At 69.1% G+C, this 15,015-nt stretch carries 13 protein-coding genes; 3 read left to right on the plus strand and 10 right to left on the minus strand.

The window, feature by feature from the left end; genetic code table 11:
- The first annotated feature begins 9 nt into the window (after positions 1-9).
- The 3 genes from VJ693_RS18350 to VJ693_RS18360 all read left to right on the plus strand — a co-directional run bounded on the left by VJ693_RS18350 (position 10) and on the right by VJ693_RS18360 (position 4,345).
- Positions 10-924 (plus strand): DMT family transporter, encoded by a 915-nt coding sequence (locus VJ693_RS18350; protein ID WP_324156489.1) that lies wholly within the window; start codon positions 10-12, stop codon positions 922-924.
- A 140-nt stretch (positions 925-1,064) separates the two neighbouring features.
- Positions 1,065-3,962 carry a G8 domain-containing protein gene (locus VJ693_RS18355; protein WP_324156491.1) on the plus strand — a complete coding sequence of 966 codons (2,898 nt, stop codon included), beginning with the start codon at positions 1,065-1,067 and terminating at the stop codon, positions 3,960-3,962.
- 20 nt (positions 3,963-3,982) lie between these two features.
- Positions 3,983-4,345: a hypothetical protein gene (locus tag VJ693_RS18360; protein WP_324156493.1), complete on the plus strand. Its 363-nt coding sequence runs from the start codon at positions 3,983-3,985 to the stop codon at positions 4,343-4,345.
- Between the two features lie 23 nt (positions 4,346-4,368).
- On the opposite strand, the gene VJ693_RS18365 is transcribed toward VJ693_RS18360, so the two are convergent.
- The 10 genes from VJ693_RS18365 to rbfA form a co-directional block, all read right to left on the minus strand.
- Positions 4,369-5,448 carry a hypothetical protein gene (locus tag VJ693_RS18365; RefSeq protein WP_324156495.1) on the minus strand — a complete coding sequence of 360 codons (1,080 nt, stop codon included), beginning with the start codon at positions 5,446-5,448 and terminating at the stop codon, positions 4,369-4,371.
- Between the two features lie 42 nt (positions 5,449-5,490).
- The gene (gene dusA, locus VJ693_RS18370; protein ID WP_324156497.1) at positions 5,491-6,513 is read right to left on the minus strand and encodes a tRNA dihydrouridine(20/20a) synthase DusA; all 1,023 of its coding nucleotides are present in this window, start codon (positions 6,511-6,513) and stop codon (positions 5,491-5,493) included.
- A gap of 24 nt (positions 6,514-6,537) precedes the next feature.
- Positions 6,538-7,425: an alpha/beta hydrolase gene (locus VJ693_RS18375; RefSeq protein ID WP_324156499.1), complete on the minus strand. Its 888-nt coding sequence runs from the start codon at positions 7,423-7,425 to the stop codon at positions 6,538-6,540.
- A 2-nt stretch (positions 7,426-7,427) separates the two neighbouring features.
- The gene (locus tag VJ693_RS18380) at positions 7,428-8,234 is read right to left on the minus strand and encodes an alpha/beta hydrolase (protein ID WP_324156501.1); all 807 of its coding nucleotides are present in this window, start codon (positions 8,232-8,234) and stop codon (positions 7,428-7,430) included.
- 9 nt (positions 8,235-8,243) lie between these two features.
- On the minus strand, positions 8,244-9,746 hold the full coding sequence (locus VJ693_RS18385; protein WP_324156503.1) for a wax ester/triacylglycerol synthase family O-acyltransferase: 1,503 nt from the start codon (positions 9,744-9,746) through the stop codon (positions 8,244-8,246).
- 96 nt (positions 9,747-9,842) lie between these two features.
- Positions 9,843-10,958, minus strand: coding sequence for an enoyl-CoA hydratase/isomerase family protein (locus tag VJ693_RS18390; protein ID WP_324156505.1), 1,116 nt, complete (start codon positions 10,956-10,958; stop codon positions 9,843-9,845).
- Between the two features lie 13 nt (positions 10,959-10,971).
- Positions 10,972-11,859 carry a DMT family transporter gene (locus tag VJ693_RS18395; RefSeq protein ID WP_324156507.1) on the minus strand — a complete coding sequence of 296 codons (888 nt, stop codon included), beginning with the start codon at positions 11,857-11,859 and terminating at the stop codon, positions 10,972-10,974.
- Positions 11,856-13,685: a translational GTPase TypA gene (gene typA / locus VJ693_RS18400; protein WP_324156509.1), complete on the minus strand. Its 1,830-nt coding sequence runs from the start codon at positions 13,683-13,685 to the stop codon at positions 11,856-11,858. The genes VJ693_RS18395 and typA overlap by 4 nt, the downstream gene beginning before the upstream one ends.
- A complete protein-coding gene (gene truB / locus VJ693_RS18405) occupies positions 13,682-14,638 on the minus strand; it encodes a tRNA pseudouridine(55) synthase TruB (RefSeq protein ID WP_324156511.1) in 957 nt (318 codons plus the stop codon). The genes typA and truB overlap by 4 nt, the downstream gene beginning before the upstream one ends.
- A 1-nt stretch (position 14,639) precedes the next feature.
- Positions 14,640-15,005, minus strand: coding sequence for a 30S ribosome-binding factor RbfA (rbfA, locus tag VJ693_RS18410; RefSeq protein WP_324156513.1), 366 nt, complete (start codon positions 15,003-15,005; stop codon positions 14,640-14,642).
- Positions 15,006-15,015 lie beyond the last annotated feature (10 nt).

A 15,015-nucleotide genomic window follows, 5' to 3' on the forward strand; every position in this document is an offset into this window, starting at 1 on the left:
CCGGCACTGATGGGCCGGCCCACCCCCTGGCTGGCCTACGCCTGCCTCGCGGCCAGCATGGCCCTGGTGGGCAGCTACGTGGGCCTGTCGCGCGCGCTGGTGGCCGCGCTGCCGGTGTTCCTGTTGGCGTGGCTGCGTTTCGGCATCGCCGCGGTCGCGATGGCCGGCTGGGTGACGCGGCGCCCGAGCGATGTCGCCCTGTCTCGCCACGAGCGGGTGCTGCTGTTCTGGGAGAGCTTCCTCGGCAACTTCCTGTTCTCGATCTTCATGCTGTACGGCGTGGCCGCCACCTCGGCGGTCGCCGCCGGCGTGGTCATGGCGGGCATCCCTGCCGCCGTGGCGCTGCTGTCCTGGCTCTTCCTGGGCGAGCGCATCGGCCGGCGGGTGGGCGCCGGCATCGCCTGCGCCGTCGGCGGCATCGCCTGGCTCGCGCTGGCCCGCACGGGCACGGCCACACGCGCCGGCGCACCCGGCCATGAGCCGCTTTGGGGCCATGTGCTGCTGCTGGGCGCGGTGTTTTGCGAGGCGGCCTACGTGGTGATCGGCAAGCGCCTGACCGCGCAGGTCTCGCCGCGGCGCATCAGCGCGCTGATCAACCTGTGGGGCCTCGCGCTGGTGACACCCCTGGGCGTGTGGCAGGCCTTGCAGTTCGACTTCGCCACGGTCGCACCGGCCACCTGGGGGCTGCTGCTGTTCTACGCCCTGGCCGCGAGCGTCGTCACCGTCTGGTTGTGGATGCAGGGCCTGCGCAGCGTGCCCGCGCCGCGCGCCGGCGTCTTCAGCGTTCTGCTACCACTTTCGGCCACGGCTGTGGGTGTTCTTCTACTCGGCGAAACCTTGAGTTCTGGGCAGTTTTTCGCACTTCTCCTGGCATTGGCAGGACTGCTGCTGGCCACTTGGCCGGACCGTGCATCTGCCAAGTAACGCCACGACGCGCTCGGGCATTGAGGGATTTTGTAACAAGGGGGTCCCTTAGGATCCGCCCGCCTTTGCCGACCTAAGCGCCCATGCCCAGCCAAAACGCCTCCCGCTCCCTCCCGTTCCGCCAGCTGCTGGCGGCCGTCATGTCAGCCGTGCTGGTTTCCTGTGGAGGAGGCGGTGGAGGTGCCACCGACACCTCCGGCGGCACCGAGAGCGTCCCACCGGAGGAGGGGCAGGGATCCGACCAGACCCAGGCCCAGGCCACGAACTGGTCAGACCCGGCCACCTGGGGGGGCACGCTGCCGACGGCAGGTGCCGCGGTCGTCATTCCCGCGGGCAAGTCCGTCGTCCTGGACACCATGACGCCGGCGCTGGGCGATGTGCGCATCGAAGGCACGCTGAAGCTGGCCGAGCGCGACGTGGCCCTCAGCGCCGCATCGATCACCGTGACCGGCACGCTGCAGGCCGGCTCGGCCGCCGCACCGTTCACCCACCGTGCCACGCTCACGCTGACCGGCAAACCGACCGGCACCAACGATGGCGTCTCGCGCGGGCTGCGTGTCAACGGCGGCAAGCTGCTGCTGTACGCCACCTCGCCGCAGCCGGCCTGGACCAAATTGAACCAGCATGCCGACGCCGGCGCCAAGCAGCTCACGCTGAAGCAGAGCACCGACTGGAAGGCCGGCGACCAGATCGTCGTCGCGCCGACCGACCACTACGGCATCTCGTCCACCGAAGCCTTCACGCTGGCCTCGGCCGGCGGCGCGACCGTCACGACGACCGCCGGCCTGGCCAAATCGCGCTGGGGGCGGCTGCAATATCCCACCTCCAGCGGCCTGTCGCTGACGAAGGATGCGAACTACACCCCGCCGGCCGCGCCGGCGCCGACCGAGCTCGACGAACGCGCCGCCGTCGGCAATCTGAGCCGCCACATCGTGATCGAGGGCGTCGACGACGACGCCTGGCGCAACCAGGGGTACGGGGCCCATGTGATGGTCATGAGCCTGAAGTCCCAGGTGCAGATCGACGGCGTCGAGTTCCGCCGCGCCGGCCAGGCCGGCCAGCTCGGCCGCTACCCGGTGCACTGGCACTTGCTGAGCTACGACATCGGCACCGGCGCCGAGCTGGGCGACGCCGTCGGGCACTTCATCCGCAACAGCACCATCTGGAACTCGGCCAACCGCTGCGTCGTGATCCACGCCACCAACGGCGTCAGCGTGCAGAACAACATCTGCTACGACATCAAGGGCCATGCCTTCTTCCTCGAGGACGCGGTCGAGCGGCGCAACGTGTTCGACGGCAACCTGGCGCTGAAGATGCGCGCGCCCCAGGACAAGAACGTGCTGAAGATCCACGAGAGGCCGGATCTCTTCCAGGGCGGCCCGTCGGGCTTCTGGATCACCAACCCCGACAACACGGTCACCAACAACCACGCCGGCGACGCCCAGGGCAACGGCATCTGGCTGTCGTTCCCGCTCAAGTCGCTGGGCCTGTCGCGCACGGTCAAGCTGTGGCCGCGCTACACCCCGCTCGGCAAGGTCGAATACAACACCGTCCACACCTCTCGAACCCCCGGCATCATGATGGAGTGGGTGCCGGTCGACGACAACGTCGCGCACCCCGAGGAGACGCAGGGCACGCTGGTCCCGCAGCGCTACGTGCCGATGAAGAACGGCAAGGCCTGCCTGGACGGCAACGGCCAACCGTACGACTTCTGCCCGGACGACCAGATTCGCGTGACGGTCAAGCGCACCACCTCGTTCAAGAACAACGACGGCGCCTACCGCAACCGTGTCACCTGGCCGGACTACCTGGAATGGGCAGTGGCCGACAACGTGGGCCTGGCCTTCGGCGGCCAGGTGATGAAGGGCACGATCCAGCGCGGCCTGATGGTGGGCACGAGCCTGAACCACACGGCATCGAAGTACCCGAGCGGCGCGGCGCTGCCCGCGGGCATCGCAACCTACCACTCGACGGTCGGGATCCTGAACAACACCTTTGTCAGCTTCCCGTTCGTCGATGGCGCGACCAGCGGCGCGTTCAGCACCGAGGACTACTACACCACAGCGGTCGAGCGCGGCAAGGCCCGCAACGGCAACAACCTGCTGATTGCGAGCGCCGCCGGCTATCGCACGCTGCAACCCGGGCTGCGCAAGGACCACCTGGCCAGCGAGAACTGGGCACTGGCCGGCGCGCTGTGGGACACCGAAGGCCAGTGGGGCCCGAAGAACTGGTACACCGTGCCCGATTCCCCCTTCCTGACGCTCGGCGCGAACTGCGTCGACGCCAAGCCGGCGGGCCGCAACGGCAAGAGCTGCGAAGGCGAGTTTTACGGCATCGAATCCATCCAGACGGATTTCGACTCCTCGCGCTTCCAGTTCGCTGCGGCGATCAACGCGTCGCGGCAGGACAGCAACGGCAACGAGGTCGCCTCGTGGCGGGTGGAGAACGGCTACAACCACTATGTGAATTCCGACGTGGCCAAGAACTATGCCTGCGACCCCCATGTCGCCCCGCCTCCGGGCAACTTCTGTTCCTGGGAGCTGGGCTGGATGCGCCACTTCGCCGCTCGCCCCGGTGGCCGATACGTGCTGAGCTTCCCCGGCTGGCCGGCCGCCAAATGGGTGGCGCTGAACATCACCAACGCCGCCGACGCGTCGGACAACGTGCTGATGGCGGTGAAGTTCAACGGCGGCGTGACCGCTGCCGCCTACACCGTCGCCGGTTCGCAGTGGGACCGTGAGCAAGGCAGCTACGACCCCAACTACCTGAAGCGCAGCAACGTGCGGACCATGACGGCCACGACCAGCGTGGCGGCCGTGGCCGCTTCTTCGGGCGACAAGTTCTACCAGGACAAGGCCAACAACCTGGTGTGGTTCAAGCACGTGGGCAACATCCCCTTCCCGGGCCTGGACGGGATGGAGAAGAACAGCGACGACGATCTGTACCGCGTCTATTCGGCAGTGGTGTACCCGAAGGACACCTGCACCGGCGCCGGCAGCCTCGACGCCTGCCTGGCGCGCATCAAGAACCTGCCGTGACGCGCGCTTCACGCTGTCGTGTGGCCGCCCTTGTCGCCGCTGCTGCCGCGGCGGCGGCGGCCATGCTGGCCGGCTGCGGGCCGGTGGCCGGCCAGCCGGCGGCCCCGCAACGGCAGGTCGAGCAGCTCGTCGCGCGCTGTGTCGACGCCATGTCACGCGAGGTCTGCGTGGCTCAGCGCGATGGCGCCGCCAACGCCAGCACGCCCGCCGCCAGCCAGGTCTTCGTGGCGGGGGCCGGCGCGATCGATGCGCGGGCCTACAGCGAGATACGCGCGGCCGGCGAGGCGATGTGTGGCCTGGTCAAGCAACGCTGCAGCAGCGGCTGGAATGATGGTGCCTGCAAGACGGCGCGCAGCCTGTGGCCCGAGCAGGTCAAGTCCTGACCAGCAGCAGCCGCGCCAGTCATTCAGCGCGCCGCAGTCGCCTCGCGCGGCTTGAGGATCAGCGCACGGGTCGTGCCGTAGACGCGATTCACGCCCGTGGCGGCAATCAGCCCCTTGTCGCTGATCGCGCTGGCGGCGGTGATCGTCCAGTTCGCCCGATGGCGTTCGACCAGCAACTCGTTGAGGTCGAAGACGGCGCTCCCCTCGACCAGGAACCCGCGCTGCTCGCCCGACGAGGTGGTCGCCACCCCGACGACCTGACCGTTGCCATTGACGCCGCTGGCGCAGGCGTAGCTGCCGCCCAGTGACGGCAGGGCCGTCATCACGCCGCCGACGTAGCTGAACGCCTGCGTCACCTCGCCGCCCGCGAGCTTCGAGCAGCCGACCACCTGGCGCGCCTCGTTGAGTGCATAGGCCTGTGCCCAGTCGCCCCCCAGGTGGCCCAGGTCGCGCATCTTTCCGCGGTGGATGATGAAGGCATGCGTCGTATCGGCAGCGGTGCTCCCGTAACCGACAAGATCACCACGGTCGTTGATCGCCGTGGCCACGCTTCGGCCGCCGCCCAGCGTCCCCAGTTCCTGCACGCCCGTCGAGGCGGACCAGACGAACGCGCGCTCACGCCCGTCGACCCCGAACGCACTACCGACGACCTGCCCCTGGTTGTTGACGTCGTTGCCGTAGCTGTCGTTGGCGCAGCCCCCGCAGTAGTCATCCGGCAAGCCGCCGATCGCATGGCTGCTGACACCATCGAAGTAGTAGGCATGGGTCGTGTTGGCGATGTCCGCTGACGTGCCGGCGACCACGCCGGCGTCGTTCATTCCGCCGACCGAGGCGAAGGGCCAGTGCGGGATGTACAGCGGCGGGATGTACTCGCAATTGAACTTGTCGCAGCGGTAGCCTACCGAGCCCCCGAGCTGGGACCAGACGAGTGCGCCGATGACACCGTGCTTGTTGATCGCCGCACTCGACGAACCCGAGGTGGTGTCCGGTGGCCAGAGCAGCGGCGGTTCGATCACCCGGTAGGTTGTTGCGGCTTCCGCGGCGCCGCAGGCGATGCAGGCGGCGGCCGCCAGGGCGACCTGCAGGATTCGATGGGTTCGCATCAGATTCTCCCTTGAGAATGAACCGGAACCGAGCATGAACGATCACCGCCCTGACGGCATGACAGGCATCAACGGCGCGGCGGCCAGTGACACCCCCCTGGCCTGCTGGCTGACCTGCGTCGGGGTCTCGCCCTTCAGGTGGTGATCGGACCAGACCTGCCGCCAGCGCCGCGCACCTGGTTGGCCGTGACGCAGGCCCAGCATGTGGCGCGCGACATGCGCCCAGGGGATGCCGTGGCGGCCGGCCAACTGCTCCATGTGGGCGACCATCGCGGCCTCGACCGCGTCACGCTCGGGCACCGGCCCGGTCTCGCCGTAGAAGCGTGTGTCCCATTCGGCCATCAGCCAGGGATTGTGATAGGCCTCGCGGCCGAGCATCACGCCATCCACATGCTGCAGTTGCTCGGCGATCTCGTCGTTGCCCTGCACGCCGCCGTTCAGCACAATGGTGAGCGCGGGGAAGTCCTTCTTCAACTGATGGACGAACTCGTAGCGCAGCGGCGGAACCTCGCGGTTCTCCTTCGGCGACAGGCCCTTCAGCCAGGCATTGCGGGCGTGGGCGATGAAGACGCCGCAGCCGGCCTCGGCGACGATGCCGACGAAGTCGCGCACAAAGCCGTAGCTCTCCTCCTTGTCGATGCCGATGCGATGCTTCACGGTCACCGGCACCGCACCGCCGGCCGCGTCGACCATCGCTTTCACGCAATCGGCCACGAGCTGCGGCTCGTTCATCAGGCAGGCGCCGAAGGCCCCGCGCTGCACGCGCTCGCTCGGGCAGCCGCAGTTGAGGTTGACCTCGTCGTAGCCCCAGTGCAGCGCCAGCTTGGTGGCGAAGGCCAGTTCCTCCGGCTCACTGCCGCCGAGCTGCAGTGCGAGCGGGTGTTCCTCGGGGCTGTAGTCCAGGTGGCGCGGCTGGTCGCCATGGCGCAGCGCGCCGGTGGTCACCATCTCGGTGTACAGGCGCGTTCGCTTGGTGATCAGGCGATGGAAGAACCGGCAGTGGCGGTCGGTCCAGTCCATCATCGGGGCGACGGACAGGCGCCAATCGGGTGCAGGGGCAGTCACCCCGGGATTATCGGCGGCGCGCCATCATCGGGCTGCCCGCGCGGCATTGCGCTCCAGGCCCTCGGCGTAGCGCGGCAGCAGCGCCAACGGCAGGTCGTGGCCCATGCCGGCGATGAAATCACTGGTCGCGCCGTGGATGCGCCGGGCCAGGTCGCGCCCGTTCTCGACCGGGATCAGGGGATCCGCCTCGCCATGGATCACGTGGGTCGGCGTGACGATGCGCGCCAGCAGTGGCGTGCGGTCGCCGTCGGCCGCCACCGCGATGAGCTGGCGCAGGGTTCCGGCCGGACGCCAGGCGCGCTGGACGTCACGCAGCATGCGCGCGCGAAACGCCTGGGGTTCGGGCGGGTAGGCCGGGCTGCCGATCACCCGAAAGAGCTGCTCGTAGTGCTCGAGCAGCGCCGCGATATCGTGCCGCCGCGGCCGTTGCAGCAACACCCGGCGCGCAGCCAGCGTGGCCTGCGGCAGGCGGCGCGCGCCGCTGGTGGTCATCATCAGGTTCAGGCTGCGCACGCGCTCGGGGAACTCGGCCGCCAGGTGCTGCGCGACCATGCCGCCGAGCGATGCACCGAGGACGTGGGCCGAGCGCACGCCCAGCGCATCGAGCACGCCGATCGCGTCGCGCGCCATGTCGATCAGCCGGTACGGCGCCTTCACCGGCCAGTGCAGCATGTGTTGCAGCGTCGCGATGCCAAGGTGCGGCACCCCCAGATGGTCGAAGCCCTGGCTCAGCCCGGAGTCACGGTTGTCGAACCGGATCACCCGAAAGCCGCGCGCCACCAGCAACTGCACCAGTTCGTCGGGCCAGCTCGTGAGCTGCATCCCGAGGCCCATGATCAGCAGCAGCGGCTGCCCGCCGGGCGGGCCTACGTCCTCGACTTCGAGGGCGATGCCGTTGGCGCTGACCTGCATGGTCAGGCGGCGGCCGGCTCGGCGCGCGCCGGCGTCGGCTTGAAGAACCAGCGCTTGGCGCCATCGGCCTCGAACCGCTGCCAGCGCCCCGCCGGCTGGCGCAGCCGATCGGCGATGAGGTACATCGTCAGCGGGTTCAGCCCCATGCCGACGTGGCTGGCGCGGACCTCGATGTTCTCGGTGTGCGGCAAGTCGGGGTTCTGGCTGCACTGCCAGGCGACGACGCCGTCGCTGCGCGAATAGATCGAGGTGGTCGGCACGGCGGGCGGCTGGCGGATGCCTGCGATCACCTCGGGGTCGTGCGCCGACTGGCCGCTGACGAATTCGAAGAAGCGCCAGGCGTTGGTGGCCCGCGGATGCCCGGCGAACGGCGAGCCGAGCGTGATCACGCAGCGCACCAGGTCGGGGTGCTCCTTCGCGAGTTCGCGCGCGTAGATGCCACCCAGGCTCCAGCCGATCAGGCTGACCCCCTGGCCATGCCGGTAGTGCAAGGCACGCAGTTGCTCGACACAGGCCTCGAGCACCCCGTGGCGGGGTCCGAAGTTGAAGCCTTGGCGCCACGGGTGCGGCTCGTAGCCGCGGTCGCTGAGGAAACTGCGCATCGGCACCGTGCTGAAATCCGATACCCCAAGGCCGGGGAAGACGATGACCGGGTGGCCGTCGCCCGACGGCAGCTGGCGCAGCCATGGGGCCGCCGCGAGCAGCGCGGCAAATTCCCAAGGTGCGCGCCCTTCGAGCGCGAGTTTCAGCAGACCCGGCGGGCGCAGCGTGGAATCGGAATCGGTGTCGGCAGATACGGGTGCGGGCATCCAGCCATCTTAGCGAGCCGCGCTGCGCCGCGGTCGGGCGCTTGCCCTAGCCGGCGGTGTCGCCATGGCGACAGGCAGGGTCTGCATCTCCTCGTAAGCCTGGCGCACGCAGTCGGCGAACCGGGTCACATCCGGCATCGCGACCGCGTCGGCCATCATGCCGAAATCCATGTGCCGGTCGTAGCTCTGCACCGTGACGTTCAGGGCCAACCCGTGCACGATGATGCTGGTCGGGTAGTTGGTCAGCATGCGCGCGCCGGCCAGGTACAGCGGCACCTGCGGCCCGGGCACGTTCGAGATCGCGAGCGTCGCCACCGGCGGGATCTTCTCGGCCACCTTGGCCCGGCCGTAGACCGAGCGCGCCGCCTCCATCAGCCAGGGCACGCCGATGCTCGGGAAGTCGGTCGGCAGCACGCTCTTGAGCGAGCCCATCGTCGCCTTCATCGAGGCCGACGCGGCGCGAATGTGGGCCAGGCGCCGCAGCGGGTCGGCCAGGTGCGTGCCCAGGCTGATGAAGCTCAGCGAGGCCTGGTTGTCCGAGCTCGTGTCGCCCGCCGCGCGCAGCGAGATGGGCACGGCGGCGATCATCGGCTTGCGGGGGACTGCGAGGTGGTGGCTGGCGAAGTAGCGCCGCAGGCCGCCGGCGCACAGCATCAGCACCACGTCGTTCAGCGTGCACTCGTGCGCCTTGGCCAGCGCCTTCATCTCGGCCAGCGGCAGCGACAGGCTGGCGAACGCCCTGCCCGGCCCGACCGACACGTTCAGCAGCGTGCGCGGCGCAAGCGCCAGGTTGCTGACCTTGCTGCCACCCTTGGCCCTGCCCAGCAGCGAGGTATTGGAGATGACTGCACCGGCAGCGCGCGTCAGGCTGGTGACGGTGCCCGGCAGCTCCCGGATGATCTGCCCCACCTGCAGCGCTTCGCTCGCCAGGGCACCGCGCAGCATCTCGGCCATGTCGTGGCGGAAGACCTTGGTCCGCTTCGACGGCCTCGCCTCGATGGCGCGCGGCTCGGGCGTCAGGTCGAACAGGATGTTGGCCAGCGCGACGGCGGCCTGGCCGTCGACCGCGGCATGGTGAACCTGGCTGTACAGGCCGACGCGCTTGTGCCCGTCCGTCGACTTGCCCAAACCTTCGAGCACGTGGAAACGCCAGAGTGGGCGGCTGCGATCCAGCAGCTTGGGGTGCAGCTCGCCGACCGCGGCCTGCAACTCGGCCAGGCCGTCGCCCTTCTTCGCCGACGCCGGCAGCTTCACCTCGACCACGTGGTGCTCGAGGTCGGGCGCCGCATCGACCCAGGCCGGGTTCGCCAGGTTCAGCGGCATCCACCACAGGCGCCGGCGCAGCGCCGGCATCAGGGGCAGCCGGTCGGCCATCAACTGCCGCAGGTGCTTGACGAAGAGACCGCGGTAGCCGGCCGGCAGCTCGAAGATGTGCAGCGCGCCGACATGCATCGGCATCTCGGGCGACTCGAGGAAGAGAAAGCTCGCGTCCAGGCCGCTGAGTTGGAGCATGGCGTGTCGATGCGCTGAGGGGACGGGCCGATGCTAGGCCCCCGCCCTGCCCGCGGCGCTCGGGTGTCGCCCTAGGAGCGCCCCGGCACGATGCGCTCAGCGCAGGCCGGCGAGCGGATGCGCGTGAGCCGGCCAGGGGCTCGCGAAGAAGGCATCGATCATCGCCTGAGTCACCTCGGCCACCTGCGGCGGGTTCCAGCGCGGCGCGTGGTCCTTGTCGACCGCGAGGGCACGGATGCCCTCCACCGTTTCACTGGCCGCGCCGGGGCGCAGTTGGAAGCAATGACGCACCAGGTCGCGTTCCATGCGCAGGTCGTCGGCCAGGCTCATCGTGCGGGCGCGGCGGACCTGCTCCACCGTGACCGCCATCATCAGCGGCGAGCGCTGGGCCAACGCGGCCCGCGTGGCCTCGGCCCAGGCGCTGCCATCGTGCCGCAGCGATTCCACGATGCCGGCCAGATCCGCCGCAGCGAAGTGCCGGTCGATCGCCTCACGGTGCGCCGACAACGCAGCCGGTGCAGGCGCGGCCACGGCGTGGGCACGCAGCGCGTCGGCGATCGACTGCATCGTCAACCACGGCAACGCGGCCAGCGCGCCGATGACCTGCGCCAGTGCGCTCGAAGGCAGCTCGATGTCGGCCAGGCCGGCGGCGATCGCATCCGCTGCGTGCAGGGTGTGGCCGGTCAGTGCGAGGTACTCGCCCAGGCGCCCGGCGCAGCGCGAGAGGAACCAGCCGCCGCCCACATCGGGGAACAGGCCGATGTGGGTCTCGGGCATCGCGAGCTTGCTGTGCTCGGTCACCACGCGGTGCGAGGCGCCCTGGCTGATGCCCATGCCGCCGCCCATGCAGATGCCGTCCATCCACGCGATGTAAGGCTTGGGGTAGCCGTGGATCAGGTGATTGAGCGCGTATTCCTCGGTGAAGAAGTCCTCCAGCCGCGGGTCGCCGGAGAGCGCGGCCACGTGGAAGAAGCGGATGTCACCGCCGGCGCAGAAGGCCGGCGCCTTGCCGGGCCGCCCAGCGCCGTGCACCAAGACAGCATCGATCGTGTCGTCCTGTTCCCAGGCGCGAAGCCGGTTCGCCAAGTCGCGGATCATGCCCAGCGACAGCGCGTTCAGCGCGGCGGCGCGGTTCAGCGTGATCACCCCCAGGCGGCCGCGTTGCTCGGCCAGGAGGTGCGTTTCGGCGGGTGAAATCACGGCGTCGGTCATCGGGAGAACCACGTCAGAAGGCGGCGCCACGCCGCGTCAGCGCAATCAGTTCGTTGGCAGCCAGCGCGCCCAGCACCACGGCCCCGCCGCCGAGCGCCGCGGTGGACGGCGCCTCGCCGGCGCCGAGCCAGGCCCAGGCGACACCGAACAGCACCTCGAGCAGCGCCAGCAAGGCGACTTCGGGGGCGGCGAGCGTGCGCGCGGCCGTCACCGCCATCACGCAGGGAATGGCCAGCTGGCCGACACCGAGCGCGGCGAGCCAGGCGACGTCGCCGGCCGAGGCCTGCAGCGGCCAGGCCAGCGGCAGCGTGACCGCCGCCGACAGCAGCGCGCCGATCAGCAAGGCGGGCAGCATGTCGGCCGGCGCATCGCCGTGCGAGGCATGCTGGATCAGCGTCCAGTTGATGGCCGAGGCGGCCGGCACGCCGAGCGCGACCAAGGTGCCCAGCACGTGCTGCTCACCGGCACCGCTGATGTCGGCGCCGTACATCCAGGCAATGCCCGCACCGGCGGCGATGATCGCGGCCCAGGTCCGTGCCGGCAGCCGGTGGTGCAGGAAGAACCGCGACAGCAGCGCGGTGAACAGCGGCGCCGTGGCCATCACGACCAGCACGTTCGCCACCGTGGTCATCGTGATCGCCACCATGAAGGCGGTGAACATCACGCTCCAGCACAGGCCCGAGAACCACAGCAGCCGCCCACCCGTGCGCAGCCGCCCGGCCAGCGCCGCCGGCCCACGCAGCCAGGCCAGGATCGCGAACAAGCCGACCCCGTTGAACAGGCTGCGCCAGAAGGTCACCTCGAACGAGCGCGCTGCCTCGAGCTGTCGCGAAACCACGCCCGCCGTGCTCCACAGCAGCGTGACGAGGACCATGATGAAGACGGCGCGCCGGTGCGTCATGCGCCTTCGCGTGAGGCGCGCTTGCGGTCGTGCTCCTTCAGGTGGCGCTTGCGCAGGCGGATGCTCTTCGGTGTGATCTCGACCAGTTCGTCGTCCTCGATGAACTCGACGCCATACTCCAGCGTGAGGTCGATCGGCGGCGTGATCTTGATCGCGTCTTCCTTGCCGCTGACACGGAAGTTCGTGAGCTGCTTGGTGCGCGTCGCGTTGACCACGAGGTCGTTGTCGCGGCTATGCACGCCGACGATCATGCCTTCGTAGACCGGATCGCCCGCCTTGACGAACATGCGGCCGCGGTCATCGAGCTTGCCGAGTGCGTAGGTGAAGATCTCGCCGTCGTCCATCGAGATGAGCACGCCGTTCTTGCGGCCGGCGATCTCACCCTTGTAAGGCTCGTAGCCGTCGAAGATGTTGCTGATCAGGCCGGTGCCGCGGGTCAGGTTCATGAACTCGTTCGAGAAGCCGATCAGGCCGCGCGCCGGAATGCGGTATTCCAGCCGCACGCGGCCGTTGCCGTCGGTCTCCATGTTGACGAGCTCGGCCTTGCGCTCGCCGAGCGCCTGCATCACGCCGCCCTGATGCGTGTCTTCCACGTCGGCGGTGACCAGCTCGATCGGCTCGTGCTTTTCGCCGTTGACCTCGTGGAACACCACGCGCGGCTTGGACACGGCCAGCTCGTAGCCCTCGCGGCGCATGTTCTCGAGCAGAATGGTCAGGTGCAGTTCGCCGCGGCCGGAGACCTCGAAGATGCCGTCTTCGTCGGTCTCCTTCACCCGCAGCGCCACGTTGCTTTGCAGCTCCTTCTGCAGCCGGTCCCAGATCTGGCGGCTGGTGACGAACTTGCCTTCACGGCCCGCCAGCGGCGACGTGTTGACGCAGAAGTTCATGGTCAAGGTCGGCTCGTCGATCTTCAGCATCGGCAGCGGCTGCGGATCCAGCGGGTCGGTGATGGTGACGCCGATGCCGATGTCCTCGATGCCATTGATCAGCACGATGTCACCCGGGCCGGCCTCGGTGGCCTGGACGCGCTCCAGGCCCTCAAACTTCAGCACCTGGTTGATGCGGCCCTTGATCGTCCGGCCGTCGGGGCCCTCCATCACCAGCACGTCCATCGACGGCTTGATGGTGCCGGCGTTGACGCGGCCGACGCCGATGCGGCCGACATAGGTGGAATAGTCGAGCGACGAGATCTGCAGCTGCAAAGGCGCGTTGGGATCGCCCTCGTGGGCGGGCACATGCTGGAGCACGGTGTCGAACAGCGGGGTCATGTCGGTGCCCCATTGCTCACCGGGCGTGCCTTCGGTCAACGAGGCCCAGCCGTTCAGGCCGGAGGCATAGACCACGGGGAAGTCCAGCTGCTCCTCGGTGGCGCCGAGCTTGTCGAACAGCTCGAAGGCCGCGTTGATCACGTAGTCGGGCCGCGCGCCGGGCTTGTCGACCTTGTTGACGACGACGATGGGCTTCAGGCCGAGGGCCAGCGCCTTCTTCGTGACGAAGCGGGTCTGCGGCATCGGGCCTTCCTGGGCGTCGATCAGCAGCACCACGCCGTCGACCATCGACAGCGCACGCTCGACCTCGCCGCCGAAGTCGGCGTGCCCCGGGGTGTCGACGATGTTGATGTGGGTGTCCTTCCAGCTGACCGCGCAGTTCTTGGCCAGGATGGTGATGCCACGTTCCTTTTCGATGTCGTTGCTGTCCATCACGCGCTCGGCGACCTTCTCGTTCTCGCGGAAGGTGCCGCTCTGGCGCAGCAGTTGGTCGACCAGCGTGGTCTTGCCGTGGTCGACGTGGGCAATGATGGCGATGTTTCGGATCTGGCGGGTCATGTCGTTCTTTCAGGATTCGTCAGCAGAGCCTGCACCTCGATGGGGCTGAGCAGGCGGTCGGCGATCAGTTCACCGGCGGTGATGTGGGCGCTGCCCAGGAAGGCAGCAAGCTCGGGGCCATAGACGCGGACGGCGGCACGGTCGGGCTCGTCGACGCGGCGGCGCAAGCCGGAAAGGAATCGCGCCGCCTCGGCCTCGGCCAGCCGCAGCAGCGGCCAGTCGCCGAGCAGGCAGTCCGGCGGGTGCAGCAGCGCGTCGCGTGCCGGCTCGTCGAGCCCGGCCAGTGCATCGAGCGTGATCGCGCCGGCCAGCGTCAACGCGCCGGTGCCGGTGCGGCGCAGCGCGGCCAGGTGCGCGCCGCAGCCCAGTCGCTCGCCAATGTCTTCGGCCAGCGTGCGAATGTAGGTGCCCTTGCTGCAGCGCACGCCAATCGTCAGCTCCAGCGACGCATCGTCCCAGCCGAGCATGTCGATCGCGTGAATCGTGACCCGGCGCGCTTCACGTTCGACCTCGATGCCGGCCCGGGCGTATTCGTACAGCGCCCGGCCGTCCTTCTTCAACGCCGAGTGCATGGGCGGCACCTGGTCGATCGCCCCGACGAAGGCAGCGCAGGCCGCGTCGATCTGCGCCGGTGTCACCTCCACCGGCCGCTCTTCGATCACATCACCTTCGCGGTCACCACCGGTGGTGCGCTGGCCGAGCCGCAGCACCGCCGTGTAGGCCTTGTCGGCGTCCAGGCTGGCCTGGCTGAATTTGGTGGCCGCACCGAAGCAGATCGGCAGCAGGCCCGAGGCCAGTGGATCCAGCGTGCCCGTGTGCCCGGCCTTCTCGGCGCGGTACAGGCGCTTGGCCTTCTGCAAGGCGTCATTGCTCGACAGGCCGACCGGCTTGTCGAGCAACAGCACGCCGTGCAGGGCACGGCGGGGCACGCGGGGGCGCTGCAGCAAGCTCAACTCACTCGTCCTTCGCCCGCGTCGCGTTGGCGCGCTGGATCAGCGAGTTCAGCTCGGCGGCCCGCTCGGTCGTCTGGTCGAACTTGAAGTGCAAGGTCGGCACGGTGTGGATTGCCAGCCGCTTGAACAGGCCGTTGCGGATGAAGCCGGCCGCCTCGTTCAGCCCGGCTTCGCATTCCTGCGGGTTGCCCACGAGCAGCGAGAAATACACCGTCGCGTGCGCATAGTCGGGCGTGACCTCGACCGCGTTGATCGTGACCAGGCCGACCCGCGGGTCCTTCAGCTCACGGATCAGCTCGGCCACGTCGCGCTGGATCTGGTCGGCCACCCGGTGGCTGCGGTTGGGAATGCTGCGCTTGTGTTTCATGGCTCTTGCG

The sequence above is a fragment of the Ideonella sp. genome (assembly GCF_035254525.1).
Taxonomy (GTDB): domain Bacteria; phylum Pseudomonadota; class Gammaproteobacteria; order Burkholderiales; family Burkholderiaceae_C; genus Ideonella.

What these genes read in the sequence shown, in the direction of transcription:
- VJ693_RS18355 (WP_324156491.1), top strand. Translation starts at nt 1,065, where the DNA reads ATGTCAGCCGTGCTGGTTTCCTGTGGAGGAGGCGGTGGAGGTGCCACC.
- VJ693_RS18380 (WP_324156501.1), bottom strand. Translation starts at nt 8,234, where the DNA reads ATGCCCGCACCCGTATCTGCCGACACCGATTCCGATTCCACGCTGCGC.
- rbfA (WP_324156513.1), bottom strand. Translation starts at nt 15,005, where the DNA reads ATGAAACACAAGCGCAGCATTCCCAACCGCAGCCACCGGGTGGCCGAC.
- VJ693_RS18350 (WP_324156489.1), top strand. Translation starts at nt 10, where the DNA reads ATGGGCCGGCCCACCCCCTGGCTGGCCTACGCCTGCCTCGCGGCCAGC.
- VJ693_RS18375 (WP_324156499.1), bottom strand. Translation starts at nt 7,425, where the DNA reads ATGCAGGTCAGCGCCAACGGCATCGCCCTCGAAGTCGAGGACGTAGGC.
- VJ693_RS18390 (WP_324156505.1), bottom strand. Translation starts at nt 10,958, where the DNA reads ATGACCGACGCCGTGATTTCACCCGCCGAAACGCACCTCCTGGCCGAG.
- typA (WP_324156509.1), bottom strand. Translation starts at nt 13,685, where the DNA reads ATGACCCGCCAGATCCGAAACATCGCCATCATTGCCCACGTCGACCAC.
- VJ693_RS18365 (WP_324156495.1), bottom strand. Translation starts at nt 5,448, where the DNA reads ATGCGAACCCATCGAATCCTGCAGGTCGCCCTGGCGGCCGCCGCCTGC.
- VJ693_RS18385 (WP_324156503.1), bottom strand. Translation starts at nt 9,746, where the DNA reads ATGCTCCAACTCAGCGGCCTGGACGCGAGCTTTCTCTTCCTCGAGTCG.
- VJ693_RS18395 (WP_324156507.1), bottom strand. Translation starts at nt 11,859, where the DNA reads ATGACGCACCGGCGCGCCGTCTTCATCATGGTCCTCGTCACGCTGCTG.